We start from the raw sequence: 25,904 nt of genomic DNA, 5'->3' as shown, positions 1-25,904 counted from the left end.
ACGGCGCCATTTTCCTTCGGGTTCCCCCCTCTTTTTGTCGATTTCTAAGCGTTTTAACGGAATGACTTTCCCTTCTTGAACCGAGAAGAATGCCCTGGCTATGCTTTCGGTAACCCTTTCTCTTGGCACTTCAAATAGGTACACCATTCGCTTCGTAAAGCGACTGTATCAACCGGTGCACCTATTCTTTCTCACCTTGTCAAGGTGGGGGGCGGCAATGGGTCATTGCCCGTGGCGTTTTGTGAACAATATAATTAAAAGGAAGAGTGACGCATGTTTACACAGGATGATTTCGAGCAACTGATCAAAAACTATAACGAAGATTTTATCTATCTCCTGATTCGGGCCAGCCAACAAAGTTATGAATGCCTTATCTCGTCTTTTATGATGCTGAAGGATCTCCATAACGCCATTGTCAAATTTCAAGCGTCGGGGAAATTTCTATTTCGAATTCTTCCCTATCCGTTGTCCTTTCGCGCGAACGACGATCTTTTGAGGACCATGGGATTCAACGACGAGGAGATCAGAAACATCTACGGCTTTCTTGAATTCGTAAAAGAAACACAAGGGAAAGAGTTCGAGGAGTGTTTGAAAGAGAGCGTGTACAACCTGTGTAAACGTGAGCCCGGAGATCAGCCATGGCGAATGAGAAGCTCAGTGCCCTTGTAGAAGCAAACATCGAATCTCTCACCGAATTGTGGATACAAGCCGTGCGGAGCGACGTGCGGATCGACTCGGACGCCGCGCTGTCGCGTCTTGAATTACGCGACCACGTCCCTGCGATTATTGAAGAGATCTGCGAATTACTTCGAGCCGATGAAACACCGTCCCCCACCAACACATTGGAAGGGCGCGTCAAAGTCTACCTGCGCTTTCAACAAGGTTATCGCGGACGGGAGCTTGCGCGGGAGGTGTCCCTGCTGAGAACCAAGATGCTCGACTTCTTGGCGGATCGCTGCGCCAATCCTTTGATGAACGTCGATCTGAAAGCCTATTATCCTGCGGCGCGCATCATCAATCTTTACATGGACGAAGTCTTGATTAATGCCATTTCCGCTTACAGTGAAGCCGCTTAATCACCCGAACCATCCGCGGTCACGAGGCCGTCTTCATTTCCTATGATCGCCCTTCTCTGGATTCTCGCCGTCGTTTTGATCGTGCTCGGCCTCGCCGGGCTGGTGTTGCCCGCCCTTCCCGGCGCGCCGCTCCTTTTCGTCGGCTTGCTCCTGGCGGCCTGGGCGGAAGATTTCGTCTATGTAGGGGGATGGACGCTGGCGGCGCTGGGGGGGATGGCGGTGCTGACCTATCTGGTCGACTTCGCAGCAACGGCGTTCGGAGCAAAGCGCTTCGGCGCCTCCAGGCGTGCGACGGCGGGCGCGGCGATCGGCGCCCTCGCCGGGTTGTTCTTCGGTTTACCGGGGGTTCTGCTGGGGCCTTTTGTCGGGGCGGTCATCGGCGAATTGACCGCGCGGCGCGATCTTACGGCGGCGGGGCGGGCCGGGATCGGCGCTTCCTTGGGGCTGGCGCTCGGCGCGGCCGCCAAGCTTGCGTTGGGCTTCGCGATGGTGGGGATCTTCCTGGTGGCGCGATTCGTGTAGACGGATTAACAATGAACCCGTTTTCGGTCCTTATTCCATTTTCTTTTCATCCGGAAGTTCGATCACTTCGGGTTTTCCGAATAAGAAGCCCTGAATCAGATGGACACGCATCTTTTTTACAACCGCGAGCTCTTTCCGGGTCTCGATCCCTTCAGCGATAATTCCCTTTTTCGCGTAATTGCGCAAAGCCAACACCTGATAATTTAAAAACTCCCTGAATTTCTCGGATGAAACGGCCTGAAGAATGGTAAGGCGGTCGATCTTGATATAATCGGGGACCAGCTTGGCGATGAACGGCAGGGAGATAAAACCGGCTCCAAAATCGTCGATGGCGAATCGAAACCCTTTCTCGCGCCACTTTTGCGCGACTTTCAAATGGTTTTTCAAATCATGCAACGCTTCCTTCTCCGAGATTTCCAAAATCACCTCCAGACGAGAGGAGGTCGCCACGGGGTCGAGACGCTCTAAGAGCGCGAAATCGGCGTTGACAAAGACCCGCTTGAGCCCGATGGCCTGAGCCGCCTTGATCTGCTTTTTGAAGCAGATCTCCTTCAGCTCATTCAATTTACCGATCGCCTCATATTTTTTGAAAAGCTCGTAAACACTCACTCTTCCCTGCGCGTCGCGGCTCAGCGCTTCGTGAGCCAGCGTCTCCCCCGACAGGGTATCGATGATCGGTTGAAAAGCGATCTGGACCACCTGGTTATCCAGATAATACTCTTCTTCACCGATATGGATCTTATCGCCCCGTTTTTTGGCAATGTATAAAGCCCGATCGGCCAGACGGATCAGTTGGTCGACATCGCTTTGTAAACAGGTTGGAATCTTGCAGATTTTCTGATCCGCTCTCCTGAGTGCAGCGAAGCACTCCTTCTGGTGATAAAAGCAGCCGCTTCGCTGCACTCAGGGTCGGTTGGACACGCTTATTTTTTGAGTTTCTTTCCGTCAAAAACCACCGTCTCTCCCGGCTTCATCACCAGGGCAGGAATTTTCTCCTTCCCAAGCGCATCAACAAAGGCTTTCGGATCTTGGGTCAGAACAGGAAAGGTTCCGAAGTGATGCGGAATCGCCAACTTCGCTTTGACCGTCGCGGCGGCCTTCGCCGCCATTGCCGGGGACATTCCAAAGTGGCCGCCGATGTTGATCAGGGCGACGTCGGGGGCATGCTGGCCGATTAGCGCCATATCTCCGAAGTAGGCGGTGTCGCCGGTATGGTAGATCGTCGGGCCGTTCTTGATCACCAGAAGGAATCCCGCCGGGTTGCCGGCGTAGACGATATCGGCCTCTTGCGCGCCCGCGTTCGGATGGCCGAGGCCGCTGGAGTGGACGGCCGGCGTCATCAGAACGGTCACCTCCCCCTTCGCGATCTGAATCTCCCCCCCGATATTCATTAACGTATCGAATCCCATCTGCTCCTTTGGAAACCCGTGGAGCTTGGCCATGTTGCTTCCAAGCTCGAAATTGGAAACGAGCCGGGCCCCCGTCTTCTTCGCCAAAGCAACGGCATCGCCGACGTGGTCGAAGTGACCGTGGGTGAGCAGAATGTAATCGACCTTTTCAAATCCGGCGAGCGGATCTTTGCCTTCCTTCGCATTCGGATTGACCGGGTTCTTCAGCCAGGGATCGATCACCACCACCGCCCCGCCGGGGGTCACGATCTCAAACGCCGCATGGCCGTGCCAGGTCAGCCGGGTCTCCGCTCCCCACGCGGAAACAACCGGCACCAGGAAGATCATCGCTAAAAGGAGCATATATCCGAACAGATTTCCCTTCCGATTCATCGCATCATCCTCCCTCTCCATTTTGATATGATTAGACTACGCAACCGACCCGGTCTTCCTACCGACATGACCCTCCCCTTGTAACCGAATCGATCCTCCCTCGTCAACTCTCCACCCCTCTTCTTGTGGCCGGGCCTCCGATCCGATAGAATCAAAAACAACGGCGCATCCGTGCAGAGGATCTGTCTACAGGACGCCGGGAGAAAACCGCCAATGACCCTTCGGCTTTATTCAGGAACGATCTTGCCGCTGACCCTGCTCGGTGTCGGGCTGATCGGATTTTTCCTCCTCTGGAGTGTCATGATCCGAATGCCCGCGGCCTCTTTCCGCGGACCCCTCCCGCCCCTCACCCCCGCGGAAGAAGCAAGCCGCGCGCGGCTTCAATCCCACCTCTCCCTCCTCGCCGGTCGGATCGGCGAGCGGAACCTTCAGAAACCGGCGCAGCTTGAAGCGGCGGCGAGTTATATCGAATCGACCCTTCGGCAAATCGGTTACGGAATCGTCTCACAGGAGTACACTCACAACGGCCAAACGTTCCGGAATCTGGAGGCGACCCTCCCGGGCCAAGACGGGACGGAAGAGGTTGTTCTTTTCGGCGCGCATTACGACTCCGTCTTCGGCTCGCCGGGAGCGGACGACAATGCCACCGGGGTGGCGGCGCTCCTGGAGCTGGCCGCGTTATTGAAGGGAAAACGATTCGACCGGACCATTCGGTTCGTCGCCTTCACCAACGAGGAGCCGCCGATTTTTCTGACCGGCCAGATGGGAAGCCGGGTCTACGCCCGTGAAGCAAGACGGCGGGGGGATAAAATCACGGCGATGGTTTCGATCGAGTCGATCGGTTATTACGCCTCGGAGCCCGGCAGCCAGCGGTATCCCTTCCCGTTCAGCTTCTTTTATCCGGATCGCGGCGACTTTATCGCCTTTGTCGGAAACATCCGGTACAGGCGACTGGTGAAACAAAGCATCGCCGCCTTTCGAAGGAGAACCCCCTTCCCCTCGGAGGGGGTCGCCGCCCCCGCCTGGATCCCCGGCGTCTTTTGGTCCGATCACGACTCGTTTTGGAAAGAGGGCTACCCGGCGATGATGATCACCGACACGGTCCCCTTTCGAAACCCGCACTACCATCTCCCCACCGACAGGCCGGAGACGGTCGATCAGGTTCGTCTGGCGCGGGTGGTTCACGGCCTGGCCGATGTCGCCCGAAGTTTGGCGCAGAAGTAAAGAGGGAGCCGACCCATGCGCTGAAAGATAGAATTCCGGCGGGGCCGTTAAGCGGGGGGATGTTTCTTCACCAGGAAGCGGGCGATGTCGCCGATTTGGGTGGGATCGGGAGAGAGGAACTCGACGCCGACCCCCTCCGAGCCGGTCCATCGAATTTGACCGGCGAGATGAATCTCTTCATCATTCAATAAAAACTGGACCTCGATAATGTCTCCGAGATTGAAGCGATGGGCCGTCCGCACAAAACAGCCCCCTTCACTCAAGTCCACCAGCAATGACGGCTCTTTATCCAGAAGGGCCTCCTGCTGAACCTTCAAACGGGTCGAACGTCTCGCGATGGAAGCGTCCTGGATTTTTTTAATGGCATCGACAAGGCGGAGGAGCTGATCGTCGTTGTGGGACTCGAATCGGATTCCGTATTGGTTGGCGCCGATCACGTGAATGACCCGGCCGCGCAGGTGAAACGTTTCGCCGAAGGCGGAGAACCTCACTTCGAGCGGGTCGGCATCGCCCAGGGGCTTGTTGCACTCGACAAGGCATCCGCCGAGACTCAGCTTTTTGATCGCCGCGCGGATGTTGCGATTAATCCGCGCTTCGAAGTTGACGTCCACGCGAACGAACTTGCGTCTTTCGTAGGCTGAAACCGACATGTCTTAATTCTCCTATCCGGGATATCTTAAGATGGGATTGGAGATCCGAAACGGATTAATTGTACCAAATTTGAAACAATTTTCAATGGAAATAAAGCCTTCCGTTAAAACACCCAAGCGCGGGTCATTGTTTTTATCTATCCGCGGGAATCTCGATTTCGGCGCCGCGTTCCTGCGGTCAGCGGCTCGACACCTCGAAAAATGGTTTCCCGATTGCAATGATTGGGCGCGATGTTTTATGATTAGAATCACCCTGGATGTTTTCCCCGTCTCGATCGGATCGATGAAGACGCGATCTACATCCAATCTCTTTCACAAGGGCGACCCCTCATCATTACGCCACCCATTGCCATTTACCGAAAGGAGAGAATCATGGCTCAAGCAAAACGCGGGAATGCCGTAAAAGTTCACTACGTCGGGAAATTCGAGGATGGGACGGTATTCGACACTTCCAAAGAACGGGAACCGCTCCCTTTCACCATCGGCGAAGGAGAAGTCATCCCCGGCTTTGAAGAAGCGGTGGTCGGAATGAATCCGGGAGAGTCGAAGAAGGTCGTCATCCCGGCGGAAAATGCCTATGGCCCGCGCCATGAAGAGATGGTCCTGGTGGTCGATCGACAGAACCTCCCCGAAGGGGTCGATCCGCAGGTGGGACAGCAATATCAAATTCCCCAATCCGACGGCCAATCGATCGTCGTCACCGTGACCGACGCCTCCGATTCGAGCGTCACATTGGACGGCAATCATCCTTTGGCGGGACGCGAGTTGACATTCGAGATCGAGCTGCTTGAGGTGGCCTGATCACCCGACCGATCCGAGGGGAAAAAGTCCGGCCGGCGATCGCCGGCCGGATACAAGCTACAAAAACCTCGCCTCTAAGATGAGGACCCCTACCCCCACGCCGATCGTCAGCAGCGTTAAGATCGCGCCGACCTTGAAGTACTCCCAGAAGGAGATCTCCACCTCCGGGCGCGCCAATGAGACGACGATCAGATTGGCGACCGAGCCGACCAGCGTCAGATTCCCGGCAAGCGTGCTGCTCATCGCCAGGGTGAGCCACCCCAGATCGGGGTTGGGAAGCGCCTCCACGAACGGCTCCAGCAAGACGACCGCCGGAACGTTGCTGACGAGATTCGAGAGAACCAGCGTCACCCCGCTGAGCACCGCCACCACCTGCGCCGGGCTTCCTTGAAGCAGCGGCGCGCTTCCCTCCAGCACCAACCGGACCCATCCCGAGCGCTCCAACCCCCGCATCACCACGAAGAGGGAGGCGAAGAAGACCAGCAGCGTCCAATCGACCTTTCGGAAGGCGAGCTCCGGTTTTCGATTGCCGATCAGAAAGAGGACCGCCGCCCCCCCGATCGCAACGAGCGGATAGGGCTGCTCGGCGAAGAAGAGGACCAGCATCCCCGCCACGACCGCCAGGCTTTTGATTAAAAGGGGGCGATCGGTCTCGGGCAGGAGGTCGTTCGGCCCGATCTCGACCGGGGAAGCGGGAGACGCCAGCTCCTTTCGATAGATCCAGGCGATCACGGCCACATTCAGGGCCAACCCGATCAGGGTGATCGGCGAGAGCAGAAGGAAGAATCGGGCGAATGAAATCTCCGAATGATTCCCGATGAACATGTTCTGCGGATTTCCCATGATCGACATCTGGCCGCCGATGTTCGACGCCGTCGCCAGCGCAATTAAATAAGGAATCGGGTTCAAGCGAAGCGACCGGAGGAGCGGGAGCAGAATCGGGGTGAAAAGAAGACAGATCGTGTCGTTCACGAAAATGGCGGAGAGAAATCCGCTCAGCAGGACCACCCAGACCAGGAGGCGAAAGGGGGAGAGGGAGCGGCGGGCCAAACATGACGCGATCCAGTGAAAGAGCCCACCCATCGCAAGATAGGCGACGACGAGCATCATCCCCAGCAGGAGGAGGAGGGTGTTCCAGTCGATGGCGATGTAGGCTTCTTGGAGGGAGAGGACGCCGGTTGCCACCATTAAGACGGCGCCGACCAGCGCGCCGGCCGGCATATCGAGCGGAACGCCCGGGATGTTCCGAACGGCGATAAAGGTATAGGTGAAGAGAAAGATCAGGAGAGAGGCGGTCACGGCCCCCTCACCGATGCATTGACGGCGAAATCATCGGAAGGAGCGCCTCCTCTTTTTGAGGCGGGGCGAGATCGTCTTTTCCCTCCGCGATCTCCCCGACCAGATCGTAATCGTGCGCGGCGGTGATTCGAACAGAGACAAACCGGCCCGGGTTCACCACCTCTCCTCCGGTGTCGTGGTTTCCGTTCCTACCTCCAACCATTCCCCCTAGGTCATTGATCAGGACGACGCCGTCCACGTCGGGGGCCTGTCCTTCCAGTCGCCCTTCGATCAAAAGGTCACTTTCTTTCGAAAGCCCGTCGACCAGGACCGTCTGCACGGACCCGATTATCTTCCGGTGTTTGCGCCGAGAAATCTTCCGTTGCATTTCCAACAGCGCCTTCTGGCGCTTAATCTTGACCCCTTCCGCAATCGGATCGCCGAGCGGATGGGCGGAGGTCCCCTCCTCCAGCGAGTAAGTGAAGATGCCGAGCCGGTCGAATTCGGTCTCCCGGATGAACTCCGAAAGGCCCCGGAACTCTTTCTCCGTCTCCCCCGGGAAACCGACAATGAAAGTACTTCGGAGGGTGACGCCGGGGATCCGGTCTCGAAGTTTCTCGATCAGCCGCTCGATGTCGCGCCGCTTCCCCTTCCGGTTCATCTTCTTGAGAATGGTATCGTCAATATGCTGAAGCGGGAGGTCGATGTAGCGGCAGATCTTCTCCTCCTCGGCGATCAGATCGATCAACGCGTCGGTGAAATCGGTCGGATAAGTATAGAAGAGGCGGATCCAACGAAGGCCGTCGATCCGGACCAACGCTTTCAGAAGGGTGACCAGCTCCCCCTTTTTCCGGCGGTCCCAACCGAAGCTGGTGAGGCTCTGGGCGATCAGGTTGATCTCAACCACCCCTTCGTCCGCCAGCGCCTGCGCCTCGCGGACGACCGAATCGATCGTCCGGCTCTGAAGATCCCCCCGAAAAGAGGGAATGCTGCAGAACGAGCAACGGTAGTTACACCCCTCAGACACTTTGATATAGGCCCAGTGTTTCGGCCCGAGCCGCAGGCGCGGGGTCTCCGGCTGATAGAGATAGGTCGGCGTCTCGGTGAGGCTCGGGCGATTATCTGTTCTCTTCGGATTCAGCAGCGCGTCGCAGAGGGAGGCGATCTTCGGGAAGTCGCCGGTCCCGACGACGGCGTCGATCTCCGGAAGCTGATCGAGGAGATCGCCCGAATAACGTTGCGTCAGACATCCGGTAGCGATGAGCGCTTGGCAGCGGCCGCTCTTTTTCAGCTCTCCCATTTCGATGAGAGTGTCGATCGACTCCTCTTTGGCCTGATCGATGAATCCGCAGGTGTTGACGATCACGATATCGGCCTCTCCCGCTTCGGCGGTCAATTCATACCCCGCCTGAAGGAGCGATCCGAGCATCACCTCGGAATCGACCTGATTCTTGGGGCAGCCGAGGCTGACCAGCCCGACCTTTTTCTTTTCATTTGAATATTTCAAACCGACCTCTCCGGAAAGAACGGCTATTGTATGCCAACTTCCCCCGAAAAACAAGCGTTTCGCGAACCAGCCTCTCCCCTCCAGATCCACTCCTTTGGATTGGACGGACCCTCTTTTTCATTTAACCGTTCTTCCCTCTCCGAGTAGTTTACCAGATCCGATCCGCCTGATTTTCAGGGAACGAGGAGAGATACAGCAAAGCATCGAAATCATACAGCAGGGCAGGGATATTCTTGCGGAAAGACATTCTTCCTTCCGGAAGACTTCCGAATTCCGGAAGAGAAACCGTCCCACCGATTCCGATTTTGATCCCTTCGGATCGTCAAACGGCCTTTTTTCTCACTCTTTCCTTCCTAACATGTCACGGCACATTGCTTGCTTTAGCCTATGATCGTCATACCAACAATCAAACATCGAGGGGGGATAAAATGAATTGCAGAAAATGCGGCGGGCTGATGGTGGCGGAGAAATTTTTATTTACATCGATCGAATCGCGTCCTTGGGACTATGTCGGCGCGCGGTGTCTCTGCTGCGGGCGGATCGAGGACCCGGTGATCTTGGCGCACGAGATGAGGGCACGGTCCCGTCGTTCCAGAGCGAGGGGTTAGCGTCGGAACGCTTCGGAACCGCGCAGAATCATCCATCTTGTCTGAAATCGTCCATTTTCGTTTTGATTGTGGAATCGCTCCGCCCCGATTCAGTATAATGGTCTGACCCTGACATTTGCTGATGAGCGGAGCCGCACGATGGATGCTTTTTTCTCAACCCCCCTGGAAACCAGACTCGCACGCCATCTGACCGAATCGCCCGAGCAGGCCGCCCTCACCCTCTTTCACTCGGTCGCCGCCGAGGTTCCCGCCTACCGCGACTTCCTAAAACGCGAAGAGATCGATCCGGGCCGGATTCAAACGTCTGCCGACTTTCAAACCCTCCCCCTTCTCACGAAACAAAATTACATGACCGTCTACCCGCTCCCGCAGCGCTGCCGCGGGGAAAAGTTGCACGACTGCGAGATGATCGCCGTCTCCTCCGGATCGACCGGAACCCCCCTCTTCTGGCCCCGCTCTCTGAGACATGAGCTCGACGTCTCCTTTCGTTTCGAGCAGATTTTCAGGGATGCTTTCCAAGCCGACCGCCGCCCCACGCTAGCGGTGATCTGCTTTGCTCTCGGCACCTGGGTCGGCGGGATGTACACCGCCGCCTGCTGCCGGTATCTTGCCCAGAAGGGTTACCCGATCACCCTCGTCACGCCGGGGAACAACAAGAGCGAGATCTTCCGAGTGATCGAGACCCTGGGTCCGCACTTCGAGCAGGTGGTCCTCGCCGGTTATCCGCCGTTTATCAAGGAGGTAATCGATCATGGGATTGCGCAGGGGATCGACTGGAAACGGTATCGGATCAGAATGGTCTTCGCGGGCGAGGTCTTCAGCGAAGAGTGGCGAACGCTGGTCTGCGAGCGGGTTGGATCGAGCGATCCGGTCCATGACACCGCCTCCCTCTACGGAACCGCCGATGCCGGGGTGATGGGGAACGAGACACCGATTTCCATCACCCTCCGACGGTTTTTCGCCACCCACCCTTCCGCAGCGCGGAAGCGGTTCGGAGAATCCCGCCTCCCGACGCTTGTCCAATACGATCCGTTGAGCCGCTTCTTCGAGGTCACGCCGGAGGGGACCTTGATCGTCACCGGCGACAACGGCGTGCCGCTCATCCGTTATCATATCGCCGACAAAGGGGGCGTCGTTCCTTACGAAACAATGCTCCGGTTCGTGAAGGAAAACGGCGGAGATTCATTGACCGACCTGCGCGGCGTCTATCCCCTCCCCTTTGTTTATCTCTTCGGCCGGGCCGACTTCACCGTCTCCTACTACGGCGCGAACATTTACCCGGAGAATGTCACCGTCGGCCTGGAGCAAGCGCCGATCAAACAGTGGGTCACCGGGAAGTTCGTCCTTCAGGTGCAAGAGACCGAAACGAAGGACAAGCGCTTCAGTGTGGCCGTCGAGCTCCTGCCGGGGATCACCGGCGATGAGGAGAAACGGCAGGCGATCGCCGCATCAATTCAGCGGGAGCTGCTGCGGCTGAACAGCGAGTTCGCCCACTACGTTCCCGCCGCGCGCCAACGGCCGGAGGTGACGTTGAAGCCGTCCGGCGATCCGGACTATTTTCCAATCGGGGTGAAGCACCGATACACGAGAAAGTAGTTGACGTCCTTCTCTCAGGTTTGCGATGCGTTATGATGTGATTGTGGTGGGGGGAGGTCCGGCAGGAAGCACCGCGGCCCGGGAGTGCGCGGCGCGGGGAATGTCGGTTCTGCTCCTCGATAAGGCGACCTTCCCGCGCGACAAACCGTGCGGCGGCGGGATCACGCTGCGCGCCGCGCGTCTTTTGCCGTTTGATCTTGCCCCGGTCGTCGAACGCTCGATTCGCGGGCTCGACCTGACGTTCTCCCGCCGCGGCGGCTTTGCCCGCGATGCAGCGCAGCCGCTTTTTCATCTCGTCCAGCGGAACCGGTTCGATCATTTCTTAGTCGAACAGGCGGTCAAGGCCGGAGCGACCCTACGGGAGCGGACCCCGCTCCGCGAGATCGAGCGGGAGCGATCCCGGGTGATCGTCCGAACAGGCAGCGAAACGTTCGAGGGCCGGACCTTGGTGGCGGCCGACGGCGCGAATGGGGAGACCGCCAAGCGCGCCGGACTGACCGTGCCGCGCTGGCGCATCCTCGCCCTGGAAGGAAACGTCACCCCGAGCGGCCGCTTCCCGGAGCGGTGGCAAACCCGCGTCGGGATCGATCTCGGCGCCGTCCCCGGCGGATATCACTGGCTCTTTCCGAAGGGGGATCATCTCAACATCGGGATCGGGGGGTTGCCGTCGGTCGGATCGGCCCTGCGCCGGAAGTTCGAGGAGGCGGTCCGCAGTTACGGCTTCGACCCGGCGGCGCTCTGGGGAGTCCGGGCCGCCCCCCTTCCGATCCGCCGTCCCGATACGCCGCTGATCCATGGCAACCTCCTTCTGGTCGGCGATGCCGCCGGCCTGGTCGATCTGCTGACCGGAGAGGGGATCTACGGCGCGATCTGGAGCGGCCGGGCGGCGGCCACACATCTTGCCGCACACTTGGATGGGAAAGTCTCCGATCTGGAAGGCTACCGGCAGGAGGTGGAGCGGGAGTTGATCCCCGAGCTTCAGATCGCCTTCCAGATGTGGTCTCTCTTCCACCTCGCTCCCGCCGTTGCAGCCAATCTGCTCTGGCGCCGATCGAACGGGCCTCTCAGCCGGCTCATCGGCTGGACCCGCTTCTGCCGGTTGACCCAAGGGGAAGATCGCTATAGAAATATACGGAAAGACTTGCGACCGCTTTGGTCGATTCTCGATCTGGTGCTCCGGCCCGCGGCGTTTCCGTTCGCCTCGAAAATCTTTGAGACGTTCCAGCGGTAGGGCTCACATGAATGATCGGGATCAGAGGAAAGCGACGGCGACCTCATCCGCCAAAAGCAGCCCCTTAGGGGTCAGCCGGACCTGTTGTTGATCGATCAAAAGAAGCCCCTCCAAGATGAGTCGGTCGGTGGTCTTTCGGAGGGAGGGGTCTTCCTTCAGGAATTCGAGTGGAATTCCTTCCGTCTTTCTCAACCCGAAGATGATCCGGTCTTTCCGCAACATCTCCGGGCTCACCTTTTCGGTGCGATCGACCGGAAGATGCCCCGACGCGATTTTCTCCAAATAGGCCTGGAGCGAGTCGGTGTTCGCGCGGTGTTCCCGATCGAGGTAGGTGTGGGCCGAGAGGCCGACGCCGAGGACCTCGCCCCGATCCCAGTAGAGAAGATTGTGGCGGCATTCGTAGCCGGGCCGGGCGAAGTTGGAAATTTCATAGTGCCGGTAACCGGCGGCCCCCAGGCGCGCTTGCGCGGTTTGATACTGCATGATCGCCTCCCCCTCGGTGGGAAGAGAGAGAAGCCCGGCGCGGGCTTTCTTATCAAAGAGGGTTCCCTCCTCGATCGAAAGCCCATACAAAGAAAGATGCTCCGGGGCAAGATCGATCGCCGCCTGGAGGGTGGCCTCCCAGGCTGAACAGGATTGATCAGGGAGCGCATAGATCAGATCGATCCCGATGTTGGCAAAGCCGGCCGAGCGAGCGGCATGGAAGGCGGCGCGCGCGGCCTCCGCCGTGTGGCGCCGACCGAGCGCTTCGAGATGCGCATCGGAGAACGACTGCACCCCCATCGAGAGGCGATTGATTCCGCCTTCCCTAAGGAGCGCAAGATTTTCCGGATGGATCGTGGCGGGATGCGCCTCCAACGTCACCTCGGCATCGGGGGCGACGGGAAACCGTTTCCGACAGAGCGCCACAAGACCGGCGAGGACCTCCGGGGAGTAGAGACTCGGCGTCCCGCCTCCTAAATAAATAGTGGTGACGACACGGTCCCGCCAGAGCGGCGCGTCGGCATATGCGGCGATCTCCTTTTGAAGGGCGTCGGCATACCGCGATGCAAACCCCTCCCGGTATCCCTGAATATTGAAGGCGCAGAACGAGCAACGGGAAAGACAAAAAGGGAAATCGATATAGAGTCCGATCGGCTTCATCTCTCTTCTCGGCCTTCCCAGGAAAGGGAGCGAAGGAACTGGTGCGTCTCCTTCGGAAGCGGCGCTCCTTGCCGCTCGTGGAGGGCGAGCGTCTCTTTAAGAAAGATCAAATCGCCCGGCCGGTCGATGTCATACCAGAAGGGAAGCAGCGCGCAGCCGCGCTTCTCGGCATTGATCCTTCGCAGGGTCGAAATCAAGACCCGATCGCTCCCCCATTGAATCCCGCTGAAGAGATCGGGGAGCGGCGGCCGCGCGCCGATCAGATAGTAGCCGCCGTCGAGACTCGGCCCGATCACGAGCGGCGACTGTTCGAGGCGATCGACCGCCTGCCGGATCAGATCGGCCGGCAGGGTCGGCGCATCACACCCGATGAGGACCACCCGCTGAAACCCCTCACCGAACCCCCAATCGAAGGCGTTCTTCATTCGATCTCCCAGGGTTTCTCCTTCCTGACGAATCAACGGGATCGACCGCTCCCCTCCACACCGGACCAGGAAAGGGTGATCGGCCGGCGGGGCCGCCGCCAACGCCCGTTGAACCGGGAGAGAATCGGTCAGGGCAAGGGTGTCGAGGATCATGGCGGCTTGCAGCCGGGCCCGTTCTTCCGGATGAAGAATCGATTGAAGACGGCTCTTCACCAATCCCGGTTCGGGAGCTTTGGCGAAGATGATGATGATCGCCTTTTTTTGCGTCTCGGTCATGGAGGGTTCCTACAAGATTCTTCGGTCGAGGATTATCATGATTCACCGCGGCTGTCAACGGAAACAGCCTTTTCCATTGAATTTACAAGGGAAAGATGGTATAAATGCTTCTAATGAAGAAAAAACGAAAAAGCCGACCTCTCCGCATTTTCCTGGGACTCTCCCTCCTGCTCCTTTCTTTCACCGCAGTTTATATCGCCTACCTCGATTATCAGGTGATCACAAAGTTCGAGGGCCAGCGGTGGAAGCTCCCGTCCAAGATCTACTCGGCCCCGCTCGTCCTCTCTCCCGGCCTCGATATTGAGAAGAGTCACGTGGTCTCCCGGCTCAAACGATTGAATTATCATCCGGTGAAGCGGCCGGTCCGAAAGTCGGGGGAGTATTATCTGACCCATGACGGCCTGGAGATCTTTCTCCACGACTTCGCCTACCCTGACCGTCTTCAGCAAGGCATTCCGGTGAGTCTTTCCTTTTCCACCGGGAGGCAGATCGATCGGATCGTCGATCTTTCACTCGCGGAAGATCTCGACCGGGTACCGATCGAGCCGGAGGTGATCGGGGGATTTTATGAGGGGATCTGGGAGGAGCGGAGCCTGATCGGATTGTCGGAGGCCCCGCCGATCCTGATCGATGCCATCCTCGCCATGGAAGACCGCCGCTTCTACGAGCACAGAGGGATCGATCCGCGCGGCATCTTGCGCGCCGCTTGGGCCAATCTTCGCGCCGGCGGGATCGTCCAGGGAGGGAGCACCCTCACGCAACAGCTGGTCAAGAATTTTTATCTCGACAGCGAGCGGACCTGGAACCGAAAGGTCAATGAGGCGATCATGGCGCTCCTCCTGGAGCGGCGCTATAGCAAAGAGGAGATCCTCGAGACCTACCTGAACGAAATTTATCTCGGCCAAAACGGAATCATGGGGATCTACGGAATCGGCCAGGGCTCCTGGTTCTACTTCGGCAAGCCGCCGGGCGAGATGACGATGGGAGAGTCGGCGCTGCTGGCCGGGATGATCCGCTCTCCGAATACCCTCTCTCCTCAGAAAAATCTGAAGAAGGCGATTCAGCGCCGCAACCTGGTCCTGGAAACCCTCTTCGCGGGAGAGAAGATCACCCTTCGTCAATACATCAACGCCCGCGCAGAGACCGTTTCCGGCCGGAAGGTGAAAGAGCGGTTGAACGCCGCCCCCTATTTCGTCGATGAGGTCCGCCAGCGTCTGGCGGCGGCCTACCCCGGCGATCTTCTCAACTCGGGCGGGCTTCGGATCTTCACCGCGCTCGATGTCGAGCTGCAGCGGATCGCCGAGGAAAAGCTCCGCGACGGGCTTCGGATGCTGGAGCGGCAATACTCCCACCTGAAGCGGGCCGAACCGGATCGGCAGATTCAAGCGGCCTTGGTGGCGATCGACCCCAGAACCGGAGAGGTCCGGGCGCTGGTCGGGGGACGCGACTACGGCACCAGCCAATTCAACCGGGTGACGCAGGCGCGCCGCCAGCCGGGATCGCTCTTCAAGCCGTTCGTCTATCTGGCCGCCTTTGAAGAAGCGGCCAACGGGAGAGGACCGTATACGCCGATCAGCCTGGTCGAGGATGCTCCGATCACCCTGCAGGCGGGAGGCCGCGACTGGTCGCCGCAGAATTACGATCGAAACTATCTCGGGCCGGTGACGCTGCGTGCCGCGCTCGAGCAGTCGCTGAACACTGCGACCGTTCGTCTGTCGCAAGAGGTCGGGATCGAAAAGATCAGCAACGTTGCCCGCGCGTTGGGGGTGATCAGCCCTTTGAAAGATCTTCCTTCGCTGGCGCTCGGAACCTCCGAGGTTTCGCCCCTGGAGATGGCGGTCGCCTACGCGACGTTGGCCAGTCAAGGAATCAAGCGCGACCCGCTCTTTGTGGAAGGGGTGATCGATCCGGCCAATCTCCGCCTCGACTCCCCCGACTCGGAGGAAATGCCGCCGTTCGAAGTGATCTCGCCGCAGGCGGCCTTTCTCGTCACCCATCTGATGAAAGGGGTGATCGAGTCGGGCACCGGGCAAGGGGTCCGGCGGCTCGGCTTCGATCGTCCGGCCGCCGGGAAAACCGGAACCACCAGCGATGAGCGGGACGCCTGGTTTGCCGGGTATACCCCGGAGCTGGTCACCGTCGTTTGGGTGGGGTTCGATCAGAACGACCCGGTGGAGTTGACGGGGGCCGCGGCGGCATTGCCCATTTGGACTGCCTTTATGAAGGAAGCGGTCGTGGCGACATCGCCGACCGACTTCCCCCCGCCGGCCGGGATCGTCTTCGAGCGGGTGAATGAAAATGGAAAGACCTGTCTCGATGGGAAGGAAGAAGCCTTCATCGAAGGGACGGAGCCGACACAATCATGTCGAGGGGGAATTCTCAAATGGTTCGAACGGCTTTTCTTTTAATCGCAATCCTCGCGAGCGCCCTCGCCGGCTGCCAGAAGGGGGCCGAGGGTCCGTCCGAGATTGTGATCGGCGTCGCCGGCCCGATGACCGGCGATCAGAGCAAGCTCGGGGGGGATGTCGAGCGGGGGGCGCGCCTGGCGGTGGAGGAGTGGAATGCGCGCGGCGGGATCAACGGGAAGAAGCTCCGCCTGGAAGTCGGCGACGATCAGCACGACCCAAAACAGGCGGTCTCGGTGGCGAACAAGCTGGTGAATTCCGGCATCGTCGGGATGGTAGGACATTTTAATTCGAGTGCGTCGATCCCCGCCTCGGCTGTCTACCATTCGTCCGGTGTTCCGATGATCACCCCCGCCTCAACCAATCCGAGATTGACCGATCAAGGATTTTGGAACGTCTTCCGCGTCTGCGGCCGGGACGATCAGCAGGGGAAGGTGGCTGCCGACTTCGCCGGAGGACAACTCAAGTTAAAGAGAGTGGCCATCCTTCACGACAAGACGACCTACGGCCAGGGGCTGGCCGAAGAGTTTCGAAAAAGTCTTGCCGCCCATCCGGAGACCGAGGTCGTCTCCTTTGACGGGGTCACTCAGGGGGACAAAGATTTCAGGGGCATCCTTACCTCGATCAAAGGGAAGAATCCGGAGCTCTTTTTCTTCGGCGGGGTCTTTCCGGAGGGGGGACAGCTCGCCAAGCAGGCGAAAGAGGTCGGCCTCACCGCCCCGATGCTCAGCGGCGACGGGGTCATCGATCCGAAGTTCATCGAGATCGCCGGGGCGGCGGCCGAAGGGACTTACCTCACCTTCACCCCCGATCCCGAAAACATGCCGGAAGCGAAAGAATTTCTGGAAAAATACAAGGCCAAATATGGAAACGAGCTCGCCCCCTACGCCATCTACTCCTATGACGCCGCAAACATCCTTCTGACTGCGCTCGCGGAAGCCGAGAAGGAGGGAAAGATCAAAGATGGGAAGCGGGTCGCCGAGATCATGCGGAATGTGAACTATGACGGGGCGCTCGGCCACATCGAGTTCGACGAAAAGGGAGACGTCAAGAAGTCCCCCTACATCGTCTGGATCACCAAAAACGGCAAGTTCGAGGAGTTCTGGAAGCCGCAGGGATAAAGAATCGCCGGCCATCGGAAATTCATCCCGATCTTCCTTCCCTCGGTGGAATTCCTTTCTATATCTATACATAGCATAAGTTATCATAAGCGAGACCCTCTGCACATTATGGATATCCTTCTCACCCCCACCGGTCTGCGCGGCCTGGCCGGCTTCGCCGGTCTCTTTCTGTTCATGGCGATCGAGAACCTCTTCCCTTTTCGAAAACGGGTCGATCCGATTTTTCGCCACTATGGTCTGAATCTGCTGATCGCGGGGGGGAACACGCTCCTCCTCGGCATCGCCTTCGGCGGGGCGGTCGTCGCTTACGCCCGGTTTTTGGAGACGCGCGGGATCGGGCTGCTCCATCTCTTTCCGGCGGGGCTCGGCTGGAATATTTTTCTTTCCCTGCTCTACCTTGACTTCGTCACCTATTTGTGGCACATGGCGTATCATCGGGTGCCGCTCTTCTGGCGGCTCCACCGGGTCCACCACACCGACCGGGACCTCGATGTCACGTCGGCCTCCCGGTTTCACCCGGCGGAGATCGGCGTGTCGATTCTTTTGCGGTTGGGGGCGATCGCCCTTTTAGGGCCGGCGTGGATCTCCGTGGTGATCTTCGAAGGAGCGCTGCTGCTCGCAGCGCAGTTCCAACACAGCAACCTCAAAATTCCGGAGCCGTTGGAGTCGGCGGTGCGTTGGGTTTTCGTCACCCCCGATATGCACCGGGTCCACCACTCGGATGTTCCGGCGGAGACCAATTCGAATTACTCGACGATCTTCTCGTTTTGGGACCGGTCGATCGGAACCTACCGGATGGCGCCGCAGGAGCGGTTGAACATCGGCTTGAAGGAGTACCCGAATCCGGAAGACCGCACTTTTTTGAAGCTGATGGTGATGCCGTTCGGCCGAGGCTGTAGCAGCGCCATCGCCGAAAGCACCCCGAAAGAGACAAGGACCTAGCATGTTTTTACAGCAATTGATCAACGGCCTTACCCTCGGCGCGGTGTATGCGCTGGTGGCGCTCGGCTACACCATGGTCTACGGCATTTTGGGGCTGATCAACTTCGCCCACGGCGAGATCTACATGATCGGCGCCTATCTCGGGATCATTTTCCTCGGCCTCTTCACCGTCGCCGGCCTGACCGAATCGCATCTTTTCCTCTCGCTCATTCTGACCTTTCTCCTCTCGGCGGCGACCTGCGCCGGATATGGGATGACGTTGGAGCGGATCGCCTACCGGCCGCTTCGGCACGCTCACCGGCTCGCGCCGCTGATCTCGGCGATCGGGATGTCGATCTTTCTTCAAAATTATGTGATGTTGACGCAGGGATCGGGCGACAAGGTTTTCCCCCACATTCTTCCGACCGGTCCGATCGCCGAAGCGGGCCTTCCGATCAGCGGAATTCAGCTCTTCATCCTCCTCGCTTCGGTCGTTCTGATGGGAACGCTGCACTTCTTTATTCGAAAGACCCGCCTAGGGAAGGCGATGCGGGCGACGGCGCAGGATAAAACGATGGCGTCGCTCTGCGGCATCCCGATCGACCGGGTGATCATGGTGACCTTTGCGATCGGGTCGATCCTCGCCGCCGTCGCCGGGGTGATGGTGGCGATGTATTACGGGGTGGTCCATTTTTTTATCGGCTACGTCGCCGGCATCAAAGCCTTCACCGCGGCGGTCCTCGGCGGGATCGGAAACATCCCGGGCGCCATGGTCGGCGGGCTGCTGCTGGGACTGGTCGAAAGCCTCGGCGCCGCCTACATCTCCAGCGAATTTAAAGACGGCTTCGCCTTTTTGATTTTAATCTTCGTCCTCATCTTCCGTCCCTCGGGCCTGCTCGGCGAAAAGGTCCCGGAACGGGCGTGATCAAAGGAATAATTTGTCGATCTCCGTGTTAAAGAATTCGCTATTGATCGGCCTCTGGATGGGGCTGCTCACCCTTCCCTTCATGGGGTGGCAAGAGGCGGGGAAGCTCGCCTTGATCCTGGCGGCCGGCGGGATCTTCTGGCAGGGGATGATGATCTGGGGGAGGAGCGAGCCTCTCCATACCGGGATGATCCTCTTTCGAAGGCGGGTGAGGGAAATTGGAGAGACGATCGCCCGGGTGAATCGGGCGGCGCTCTTCGCCGGAGGGGGTGCCCTCTTCCTCGTCCTTCCTCTTTTTCTGAACAACTACTACATCGACATCCTCAGCCTGGCGGGACTCTACGCATTGCTGGCGGTCGGGCTGAACATCACGGTCGGTTACGCCGGTCTTCTCGATCTCGGTTACGCCGCCTTCTATGGGATCGGGGCCTATGTTTATGCCCTCCTCTCCACCGGCATCGGCCTCTCTTTCTGGCTCGGTCTTCCGCTCGGCGGGGCGGTCGCCGCCGCGTTCGGCGTGATCCTCGGGACGATTACGCTGCGCCTTCGGGGCGATTATCTGGCGATCGTGACCCTCGGCTTCGTCCAGATCATCTATCTGGTCTTCAATAACTGGGACTCGGTCACGAACGGCCCAAATGGAATCTTGAGCATCGGGCGGCCGGAGCTGCCCGGATTCGTCCTCCGTCAGCCGATCCATTTTTATTACCTCGTTCTCGCGCTCCTCCTCGTCACGGTCCTGGCCATCTACCGATTGACCCATTCTCAAATCGGCCGGGCCTGGATCGCGATCCGTGAAGATGAGCTCGCCGCGGCAGCGATGGGAATCAACACCACCCAGATGAAAATCCTCGCCTTCGCATTGGGGGCCGGGATCGCCGGGGTGGCGGGGGTCTTCTTTGCGGCCAAGTATACGTTTGTCTCGCCGGAGAGCTTTACCTTTCTCGAATCGGTCCGGGTCCTCTCGATGGTCGTATTGGGGGGGATGGGGAGTCTTCCCGGCGCGATCCTCGGCGCTTTCCTCCTGACCGTCTTGCCGGAGCTTCTCCGGGGCCTGACGAGTTATCGGATGCTGATTTTCGGCGCGGCGCTGGTGGTCATGATGATCTTCCGTCCTCAGGGTCTCCTCGGAAAGCGTCATTAGATCTACGTAAGGCAGCTTGCGAAAGGGCGGGGGCTGTGATAAAAACGAGTAAGACCGAAATAAAGGAGGAAATCAGATGAGAAAGAGCCTTTCCTTCGTGATGGTGCTTCTCTTCTCCCTTTTCTTGTTGGGAGGGGTCCACGCGGATGCCGGCGGCCCCAAAGTCCCGCCGTTCGAGCTTCTTTCCCTCGACGGGGAAAAATACACCGACAAAGACCTGCTCGATAAGCCGACCCTGCTCATCTTCTGGGCCTCCTGGTGCGGTACGTGCAAACACGAACTACCGAAGGTTCGCGACCTCAAAGAAAAGATGAAGGGGAAACCGTTTCAGGTGATCGCCATCGGGTTTAAAGATTCGGAGGCGAACATCCGGGGCTATGTAAAATCACACCCCGATGTTTTCAATTTTCCCGTCCTCTACGATTCGAACGATCGGGTCTCCACCCGATTCGGAGCGCAGTTCACCCCCACCCTCTTTCTATTGAATAAAAAGGGGGAGCTGGTCCTGCATCATTTTAGCGGCGGCTTCTTCGAGCGCCGCGAATTCCAAGAAGCGTTGCAACAACTCTTAAAAGAGGCATAACCAGACTGGACTGTCAGACTGAAATGGATTTTCATTACGACTACATCACGACACCGGACGCCTTCAGCGAGGCGGTCGATGCCTTGCGCGGCGCCCCTATCATCGGCGTCGACACGGAAGGGGACTCCCTCTACAGCTATCAGGAGAGGGTCAGTCTGATTCAGATCTCCGGAGCGGAGCGGCACTTCATCTTCGATCCGCTCCTTCTTGAAACAGTGGAACCGCTCGGCGCGCTTCTCGAAGAGCGATCGATCTTAAAAATTTTTCACGGCGCCGATTATGATCTGGTGTCGTTGAAGCGCGACTTCGGGTTCAACATCGGCCCGATCTTCGACACCGCCTTGGCGGCGCGCGCGTTGGGGGTTCGAGAATTCTCCCTTCAGAATCTGATTGCGCGTTATTTCCAATTAAACCTTTCGAAGACCCATCAAAAATCGAACTGGTCGATCCGTCCCCTTCCGAAGGATCAATTGGATTACGCCGCCCAAGACACCGCCTACTTGGTTCCGCTCTACGAGCTTCTGAAAAAGGAAATCGCGGAAAAAGGAAGGATGGACCAAATCGAAGAGGAATGCCGGCTGCTGGAAGCGATCACCTGGAGCGGGAAAACCTTCGAGCCGGATGATTACCTGCGCATCAAAGGGGCGCGCGTCCTCCCCGCCGCTTCTCAAAAAGTTTTACGGGAGCTCGCCGTAGTGCGCAACCATCTGGCGAAAAAGAGAAACCGCCCGCCGTTTAAAATCATCTCTAATGATGATCTCATTAAGATGGCCAAAGAATCGCCCCGATCAGAGGAGGATTTGAAGCGGCTTTTCCCCAGGGAAACGGCGCCGGTCTTTCGAAATCCGGCCCTCTGGCTGAATGCCGTGGCAAAGGGACTGACAACGACCGATCCGCTCCCGAAAGTCGAGCGAAACGGCAGCGCCCCGCTTACTCCTGAACAAGAACGATTGTTGACCCGCTTGAAAGAGTGGCGAAACAAACAGGCGGAGCAAGAAGGGGTGGAGCCGGCGATGGTGGTCACCAGCGGCGTGCTGCGCGATATCGCCAAGCGGACGCCGAAATCGATCGAGGCGCTCCGGGAAGTCGCATCCCTTCGGGAGTGGCAGATCCACCGCTACGGAGAACTCCTCCTCAAGGAAATCTCCACCCCGCCCAAGGCCCGTAAAGAGTGACCCCCTCCAGATTACCTCTTTCCAGCATGATGAAGCTGAAAACGCTTCTCCGTCCCCATTGCCTGCAAGGTGATCTCCCCCTCTAATCGATAGTCGATCTCCTCCGTTTTTTGTCTCAATAGCGGCGCCAGCTCGCGCGCCTCTTTGAAGCTCATCTGCACCGGCAGGACAACATCGATCGATTCGTGCCTCGGCAGCTCGAAGGGGGCTGTCATCTCTCCCTCCGCAATTTTCACTTCATGTAAATAAAATTGATACGTCAGATGCCGGACGGTCACGCCGACGGGGTTCGGATTGGTAATGCGTAGAGCCAGACCCACCGAGGCCCCCGAAAGATCGATCCGGTCGATCCGAATTCCTTGCAGGCGCCATTCCGGTTTGGAAAGAAACCGGGCCGGCGAGCAGCCGAAGAACGCCTGGAGGAGAAAAATAACAAAAAGGGAGAAGGATACAAACCGTTTCTGCATCCGTTGAGACTACGGCATTGAACAATCTTTGTCAAAGGTCTCTTTTTTCCTCTTCCGCCCTTGACAAAATATTACTTTTTGGTATCTTTTACCACGAACAAAGTCTGAATCCAAGATAAAGGCAAACCAACCGAAAGGTTGGGGCGCAAAGCTTCAAGGCTTCGCCGGGCGAAAGGAGTCGCCGGCATGCTAGTTGGGCTGCCCTGGATAAATAAGAATCGCTCTATCCTTATTTATATGCGCAGCCCATTTCTAGAGTTTGGAAATGGGCTTTTTTATTTTGCAAGGATGCAAACGAGAGGCTGCCCATTTCTAGGTCGTCCGAGAGAACACATCGAAACACAAACAGGAGGCAACAAATGAATAGGTTACTTGCAGTGGCTTCGGCTTCGTTGATCTTAAGCCTCAGTCTGGCTGCCTGCGGAGGCGGAGGAGGAAGCAGTTCATCGGGTGGTGGTGGCTCTCAGTCGGCCGGCTTCGAGGTGCCGACCGAAATCTCGGCGGTGCCGACCAATCTTTCCGGAAGCGTCGGAGGGGTCACCAAGCCGGGGTTGAAATCAAAGCTCTCCGCGTTGAAGCAGGCGGCGACCGACCCGAACACAGATTACAGCAAGGCCGTCACCCGCAAATATGTGAACGAGCACACGCTGGAGCAGTTCGATATCATCGAAGAGGTCCTCGCAGCGCTGGCTCAGACGAACTACGCCGACGAGGCCAACGTCAATCAGGGACCGTACAAAGCGATGGTCTCCTTCCAGGACGAGCAGAACGGCGTCCAGACCAAGAGTCTGGAGCCGTGGGTCGTCGATTCGGCGATGATTGAGGAGGACGGCCAGGACGTCAATCGCGTCCGGGTTTGGATCGACGAGGCCGACATCAACCGTCTCATTAAAGCCGAGTTTAAAATATACCAATCGGCGACACGCAAGGAAGATGGCTCCTATAGCGACTACGGCGTTTGGAAGCTCAATGTCAAATTTGGCGATTCACCCGACTCCTTCTTTGCGGCGGATGCCGGTGTCGATGCAAACGGCCGCTCCGTCATTCGCATCAACGAGCGCCAGACCGAATCGACCGATGCGCCTCCCCATGAAATGAAGGCGATTATGAATCGGTCTGAGACGGATGGTTATGGCAAGGTGATGTTCCCCGATTGGGAGAGCTGCCATCAGCCCGACTGCAACCCGGCCCCGGTGGTCGCAAAATATGCCTACAACGCGAACCACTTGGCCCTTCAAAAAGCAGAGGGCGCCGTTCAATATAAAGACCGGACTTCCGTCAACGACATGACCCATCGTTACGGTCTGTTCGACAGCACAACCGGCCAGGATATTATGAAGACCAAGTCATTCGGCTTCCCCGTGGACTACACCGACGGCGAGGGCCGCCACCGGTTCGCCTACTATGGCGCCTGGCAGGGTCGTCATTCGCTCTGGTCCGACGGTGGAACGATCCCTCAGGGGACGACGGTCACCCGTCAAGACAGAGGACCGCAGCAGAATGCGGAGACCTACACCGTCTCGGCCCCATTCGTTGGAACCCTAACGAAGCGGACGGCGGTCGCGGCCAATGTCAATGACGTCAAGGGAATCCCGGTCGAAACCTGGGTCAATTCGAATTTCGAGCTCCGATATCTCGCATCGGGGCCGGACGGGGCGGGTTGGTATGAATGCACCCATACCTTCGACCCAGATACCGGGTTTTTCCAGCAGAATTGCGCCAGCAAATTCACGGCGTTCGATTCACTGATTGTCGGCGAGAACGACAATAGAAAGTTCGTGAATATCAATCAATGCAACGGTTGTGATCAAAATAACCCACCGACCAACTACGTCTATCTGGCGGACGGGCCGAGCGGCGCCGGTTTCTACGTCGGCACGTTCGATTCTTCCACTGGAAGGACCACCGCGACCTCGACTCTTTATACGCCGAGCGACAATGAATTTCTCTGGGTCAACATCGGCGGGTCGATCTACATCATGTACAACGGAACCGGCTGGGTTGAGAAAACGTTAACCGGTTTCGATACCGAGACCTGGACACCCGAGTTCGCCCCTAGCGAGACGGGCGACAAGCCTTACACCATGCCGCTCGACCGGGAGTTCTACATCAACAGCCGGGGGGCCAATTATATCGTCAAGCGGACCAGCACCGGTTACGAGGTGAAGATCGAGATTCAGAGCACGGCAAATCCGGTAAACGCTTCGACCTTTGTCCCAACCGGCACCGTCTTCAAGTCGTCTTGGTCGCCGGACACCGAATCGACGTTTGAATTCGTTACCGATCCGAACAGCGCCAATTTCATGAAGCTGGTCTACAAAACGATCGGCCAGACGGATCAATCCTCGAACCCCGCTCCTCAGGTGGGGCAAGTGGTCACGAATGGGCAGTGGGGACTGGTCGCTTATGTCAACGGCAACCAGACAACCAACCAGTTTAACTGGGACTACCCAAGAGAGGGAGACATGTGGGGAAGTCAGCAATACCTCAAAGATGCCAGCAACAACTACGTCCTGCTGAGCGACCCGGTTCGCCTCCTGCCGGTGACGTTGACCAACAATGCGGGAGAGGAAAAGTCTCTCGCGCTTCAGTATGACGGCTGGATGCACGGCTTGCCGGATCTCTTCCACGAGCTCTTCAAGAACGGTCACGTGATGACGGAGGATATCTCCAATAAGATCATTAACATCCCGGCCGGCACCCAGGTCACCGATGCCGATGATCAGACCAAGGGCTACCTGGTGAAACCGCTGGAGGTCAGCCAGTTCTTGGCCGTCCTGGAGAATGATCCAGGCGATCTCGACATCAGCGTTGCCGACAGCATCGACCTCAACTCGGTTCCCGTATTGGTCGATCACAACATGGGAGATGTGCCGGAGACCGACGGCGTGAAGTACTCGGAAGGGATTTTAGTGGAGTAGATTCAAAGGAGTACCCCGCCCGCCAGGGCGGGGGGATCCACGGCGTCGGGCAACGTCGTGGGATGATACACCCCTCCTGTGCCCGCGCGAAGAGGGGACGCCGAAAGGCGCCCCCTCTTCTCTA

General features: G+C 58.1%; 24 protein-coding genes and 1 riboswitch. Of the genes, 16 read left to right on the top strand and 8 right to left on the bottom strand.

What is annotated here, in order from left to right:
- The first annotated feature begins 273 nt into the window (after positions 1-273).
- Genes MNODULE_RS02875 through MNODULE_RS02865 form a run of 3 tightly spaced genes read left to right on the top strand, consistent with a single transcriptional unit; the run spans position 274 to position 1,598 of the window.
- Positions 274-669 carry a hypothetical protein gene (locus tag MNODULE_RS02875; protein WP_168057974.1) on the top strand — a complete coding sequence of 132 codons (396 nt, stop codon included), beginning with the start codon at positions 274-276 and terminating at the stop codon, positions 667-669.
- Complete coding sequence (locus MNODULE_RS02870) at positions 639-1,076, top strand: RsbRD N-terminal domain-containing protein (protein ID WP_168057973.1); 438 nt, start codon at positions 639-641, stop codon at positions 1,074-1,076. The genes MNODULE_RS02875 and MNODULE_RS02870 overlap by 31 nt, the downstream gene beginning before the upstream one ends.
- A 42-nt stretch (positions 1,077-1,118) precedes the next feature.
- Positions 1,119-1,598 carry a DUF456 domain-containing protein gene (locus MNODULE_RS02865; RefSeq protein ID WP_168057972.1) on the top strand — a complete coding sequence of 160 codons (480 nt, stop codon included), beginning with the start codon at positions 1,119-1,121 and terminating at the stop codon, positions 1,596-1,598.
- A 30-nt stretch (positions 1,599-1,628) separates the two neighbouring features.
- On the opposite strand, the gene MNODULE_RS02860 is transcribed toward MNODULE_RS02865, so the two are convergent.
- Together MNODULE_RS02860 and MNODULE_RS02855 are read right to left on the bottom strand one after the other, a co-directional pair.
- Positions 1,629-2,501, bottom strand: coding sequence for an EAL domain-containing protein (locus tag MNODULE_RS02860; RefSeq protein WP_168057971.1), 873 nt, complete (start codon positions 2,499-2,501; stop codon positions 1,629-1,631).
- Between the two features lie 20 nt (positions 2,502-2,521).
- Positions 2,522-3,379, bottom strand: a complete 858-nt coding sequence (locus MNODULE_RS02855) for a metal-dependent hydrolase (RefSeq protein WP_202882096.1) — start codon at positions 3,377-3,379, stop codon at positions 2,522-2,524.
- Between the two features lie 213 nt (positions 3,380-3,592).
- Here MNODULE_RS02855 and MNODULE_RS24970 point away from each other — a divergent pair, with 213 nt between their 5' ends.
- A complete protein-coding gene (locus tag MNODULE_RS24970; protein WP_168057970.1) occupies positions 3,593-4,603 on the top strand; it encodes a M20/M25/M40 family metallo-hydrolase in 1,011 nt (336 codons plus the stop codon).
- Positions 4,604-4,650: 47 nt separating this feature from the next.
- Here MNODULE_RS24970 and MNODULE_RS02845 read toward each other — a convergent pair whose 3' ends face one another.
- Positions 4,651-5,253, bottom strand: a complete 603-nt coding sequence (locus tag MNODULE_RS02845) for a PilZ domain-containing protein (protein ID WP_168057969.1) — start codon at positions 5,251-5,253, stop codon at positions 4,651-4,653.
- A gap of 372 nt (positions 5,254-5,625) precedes the next feature.
- Here MNODULE_RS02845 and MNODULE_RS02840 point away from each other — a divergent pair, with 372 nt between their 5' ends.
- A complete protein-coding gene (locus MNODULE_RS02840; protein WP_168057968.1) occupies positions 5,626-6,054 on the top strand; it encodes an FKBP-type peptidyl-prolyl cis-trans isomerase in 429 nt (142 codons plus the stop codon).
- Between the two features lie 57 nt (positions 6,055-6,111).
- Here MNODULE_RS02840 and MNODULE_RS02835 read toward each other — a convergent pair whose 3' ends face one another.
- Together MNODULE_RS02835 and rimO are read right to left on the bottom strand one after the other, a co-directional pair.
- Complete coding sequence (locus MNODULE_RS02835; protein WP_202882095.1) at positions 6,112-7,353, bottom strand: SLC13 family permease; 1,242 nt, start codon at positions 7,351-7,353, stop codon at positions 6,112-6,114.
- 7 nt (positions 7,354-7,360) lie between these two features.
- Positions 7,361-8,839, bottom strand: a complete 1,479-nt coding sequence (gene rimO, locus MNODULE_RS02830) for a 30S ribosomal protein S12 methylthiotransferase RimO (protein WP_168057967.1) — start codon at positions 8,837-8,839, stop codon at positions 7,361-7,363.
- A gap of 428 nt (positions 8,840-9,267) precedes the next feature.
- Between rimO and MNODULE_RS02825 the strand changes: the two genes are divergently transcribed.
- From MNODULE_RS02825 to MNODULE_RS02815, 3 genes are all read left to right on the top strand, one after another.
- The gene (locus MNODULE_RS02825; RefSeq protein WP_168057966.1) at positions 9,268-9,447 is read left to right on the top strand and encodes a hypothetical protein; all 180 of its coding nucleotides are present in this window, start codon (positions 9,268-9,270) and stop codon (positions 9,445-9,447) included.
- A 138-nt stretch (positions 9,448-9,585) separates the two neighbouring features.
- On the top strand, positions 9,586-11,043 hold the full coding sequence (locus MNODULE_RS02820) for a phenylacetate--CoA ligase family protein (RefSeq protein WP_168057965.1): 1,458 nt from the start codon (positions 9,586-9,588) through the stop codon (positions 11,041-11,043).
- Between the two features lie 25 nt (positions 11,044-11,068).
- The gene (locus tag MNODULE_RS02815) at positions 11,069-12,274 is read left to right on the top strand and encodes a geranylgeranyl reductase family protein (protein ID WP_168057964.1); all 1,206 of its coding nucleotides are present in this window, start codon (positions 11,069-11,071) and stop codon (positions 12,272-12,274) included.
- 21 nt (positions 12,275-12,295) lie between these two features.
- On the opposite strand, the gene hemW is transcribed toward MNODULE_RS02815, so the two are convergent.
- Positions 12,296-13,417 carry a radical SAM family heme chaperone HemW gene (gene hemW / locus MNODULE_RS02810; protein WP_168057963.1) on the bottom strand — a complete coding sequence of 374 codons (1,122 nt, stop codon included), beginning with the start codon at positions 13,415-13,417 and terminating at the stop codon, positions 12,296-12,298.
- Positions 13,414-14,118 (bottom strand): TIGR04282 family arsenosugar biosynthesis glycosyltransferase, encoded by a 705-nt coding sequence (locus MNODULE_RS02805; RefSeq protein ID WP_168057962.1) that lies wholly within the window; start codon positions 14,116-14,118, stop codon positions 13,414-13,416. Before MNODULE_RS02805 ends, hemW begins: the two co-directional genes overlap by 4 nt.
- 104 nt (positions 14,119-14,222) lie before the next feature.
- Here MNODULE_RS02805 and MNODULE_RS02800 point away from each other — a divergent pair, with 104 nt between their 5' ends.
- The 7 genes from MNODULE_RS02800 to MNODULE_RS02770 all read left to right on the top strand — a co-directional run bounded on the left by MNODULE_RS02800 (position 14,223) and on the right by MNODULE_RS02770 (position 22,392).
- A complete protein-coding gene (locus MNODULE_RS02800; protein WP_168057961.1) occupies positions 14,223-16,526 on the top strand; it encodes a PBP1A family penicillin-binding protein in 2,304 nt (767 codons plus the stop codon).
- A complete protein-coding gene (locus tag MNODULE_RS02795; protein ID WP_168057960.1) occupies positions 16,502-17,644 on the top strand; it encodes a branched-chain amino acid ABC transporter substrate-binding protein in 1,143 nt (380 codons plus the stop codon). The genes MNODULE_RS02800 and MNODULE_RS02795 overlap by 25 nt, the downstream gene beginning before the upstream one ends.
- A gap of 108 nt (positions 17,645-17,752) precedes the next feature.
- The gene (locus tag MNODULE_RS02790) at positions 17,753-18,586 is read left to right on the top strand and encodes a sterol desaturase family protein (RefSeq protein WP_168057959.1); all 834 of its coding nucleotides are present in this window, start codon (positions 17,753-17,755) and stop codon (positions 18,584-18,586) included.
- Between the two features lies 1 nt (position 18,587).
- Positions 18,588-19,490, top strand: a complete 903-nt coding sequence (locus MNODULE_RS02785; RefSeq protein ID WP_168057958.1) for a branched-chain amino acid ABC transporter permease — start codon at positions 18,588-18,590, stop codon at positions 19,488-19,490.
- A 13-nt stretch (positions 19,491-19,503) separates the two neighbouring features.
- Entirely contained in the window at positions 19,504-20,634 is a 1,131-nt protein-coding gene (locus MNODULE_RS02780) for a branched-chain amino acid ABC transporter permease (RefSeq protein ID WP_202882094.1), read from the top strand.
- Positions 20,635-20,710: 76 nt separating this feature from the next.
- A complete protein-coding gene (locus MNODULE_RS02775; protein WP_168057957.1) occupies positions 20,711-21,217 on the top strand; it encodes a TlpA family protein disulfide reductase in 507 nt (168 codons plus the stop codon).
- Between the two features lie 23 nt (positions 21,218-21,240).
- The gene (locus MNODULE_RS02770; protein ID WP_168057956.1) at positions 21,241-22,392 is read left to right on the top strand and encodes a ribonuclease D; all 1,152 of its coding nucleotides are present in this window, start codon (positions 21,241-21,243) and stop codon (positions 22,390-22,392) included.
- 11 nt (positions 22,393-22,403) lie between these two features.
- Here the strand turns inward: MNODULE_RS02770 and MNODULE_RS02765 are convergent, their stop codons facing one another.
- Positions 22,404-22,859 carry an LEA/WHy family protein gene (locus tag MNODULE_RS02765; protein ID WP_168057955.1) on the bottom strand — a complete coding sequence of 152 codons (456 nt, stop codon included), beginning with the start codon at positions 22,857-22,859 and terminating at the stop codon, positions 22,404-22,406.
- Positions 22,860-22,969: 110 nt separating this feature from the next.
- A riboswitch (cyclic di-GMP riboswitch) is annotated at positions 22,970-23,065 on the top strand.
- A 153-nt stretch (positions 23,066-23,218) separates the two neighbouring features.
- Between MNODULE_RS02765 and MNODULE_RS02760 the strand changes: the two genes are divergently transcribed.
- Positions 23,219-25,780, top strand: coding sequence for a hypothetical protein (locus MNODULE_RS02760; protein ID WP_168057954.1), 2,562 nt, complete (start codon positions 23,219-23,221; stop codon positions 25,778-25,780).
- The last annotated feature ends 124 nt before the right edge of the window (positions 25,781-25,904 follow it).

Origin of the sequence: Candidatus Manganitrophus noduliformans (assembly GCF_012184425.1) — a bacterium.
In the GTDB taxonomy this organism is placed as follows: domain Bacteria; phylum Nitrospirota; class Nitrospiria; order SBBL01; family Manganitrophaceae; genus Manganitrophus; species Manganitrophus noduliformans.
The sequence above is the reverse complement of the archived record's forward strand: the minus strand, read 5'-3'. Positions and strand labels throughout refer to the sequence as shown.

Bases quoted from the DNA above. Each gene is read 5' to 3' on its own strand.
- MNODULE_RS02815 (WP_168057964.1), top strand. From the start codon at position 11,069: ATGCGTTATGATGTGATTGTGGTGGGGGGAGGTCCGGCAGGAAGCACC.
- MNODULE_RS24970 (WP_168057970.1), top strand. From the start codon at position 3,593: ATGACCCTTCGGCTTTATTCAGGAACGATCTTGCCGCTGACCCTGCTC.
- MNODULE_RS02875 (WP_168057974.1), top strand. From the start codon at position 274: ATGTTTACACAGGATGATTTCGAGCAACTGATCAAAAACTATAACGAA.
- MNODULE_RS02855 (WP_202882096.1), bottom strand. From the start codon at position 3,379: ATGAATCGGAAGGGAAATCTGTTCGGATATATGCTCCTTTTAGCGATG.
- MNODULE_RS02845 (WP_168057969.1), bottom strand. From the start codon at position 5,253: ATGTCGGTTTCAGCCTACGAAAGACGCAAGTTCGTTCGCGTGGACGTC.
- MNODULE_RS02865 (WP_168057972.1), top strand. From the start codon at position 1,119: ATGATCGCCCTTCTCTGGATTCTCGCCGTCGTTTTGATCGTGCTCGGC.
- MNODULE_RS02785 (WP_168057958.1), top strand. From the start codon at position 18,588: ATGTTTTTACAGCAATTGATCAACGGCCTTACCCTCGGCGCGGTGTAT.
- MNODULE_RS02805 (WP_168057962.1), bottom strand. From the start codon at position 14,118: ATGACCGAGACGCAAAAAAAGGCGATCATCATCATCTTCGCCAAAGCT.
- MNODULE_RS02795 (WP_168057960.1), top strand. From the start codon at position 16,502: ATGGTTCGAACGGCTTTTCTTTTAATCGCAATCCTCGCGAGCGCCCTC.
- hemW (WP_168057963.1), bottom strand. From the start codon at position 13,417: ATGAAGCCGATCGGACTCTATATCGATTTCCCTTTTTGTCTTTCCCGT.
- MNODULE_RS02800 (WP_168057961.1), top strand. From the start codon at position 14,223: ATGCTTCTAATGAAGAAAAAACGAAAAAGCCGACCTCTCCGCATTTTC.
- MNODULE_RS02790 (WP_168057959.1), top strand. From the start codon at position 17,753: ATGGATATCCTTCTCACCCCCACCGGTCTGCGCGGCCTGGCCGGCTTC.
- MNODULE_RS02775 (WP_168057957.1), top strand. From the start codon at position 20,711: ATGAGAAAGAGCCTTTCCTTCGTGATGGTGCTTCTCTTCTCCCTTTTC.
- MNODULE_RS02825 (WP_168057966.1), top strand. From the start codon at position 9,268: ATGAATTGCAGAAAATGCGGCGGGCTGATGGTGGCGGAGAAATTTTTA.
- MNODULE_RS02765 (WP_168057955.1), bottom strand. From the start codon at position 22,859: ATGCAGAAACGGTTTGTATCCTTCTCCCTTTTTGTTATTTTTCTCCTC.
- MNODULE_RS02770 (WP_168057956.1), top strand. From the start codon at position 21,241: ATGGATTTTCATTACGACTACATCACGACACCGGACGCCTTCAGCGAG.
- MNODULE_RS02870 (WP_168057973.1), top strand. From the start codon at position 639: ATGGCGAATGAGAAGCTCAGTGCCCTTGTAGAAGCAAACATCGAATCT.
- MNODULE_RS02760 (WP_168057954.1), top strand. From the start codon at position 23,219: ATGAATAGGTTACTTGCAGTGGCTTCGGCTTCGTTGATCTTAAGCCTC.
- MNODULE_RS02820 (WP_168057965.1), top strand. From the start codon at position 9,586: ATGGATGCTTTTTTCTCAACCCCCCTGGAAACCAGACTCGCACGCCAT.
- MNODULE_RS02840 (WP_168057968.1), top strand. From the start codon at position 5,626: ATGGCTCAAGCAAAACGCGGGAATGCCGTAAAAGTTCACTACGTCGGG.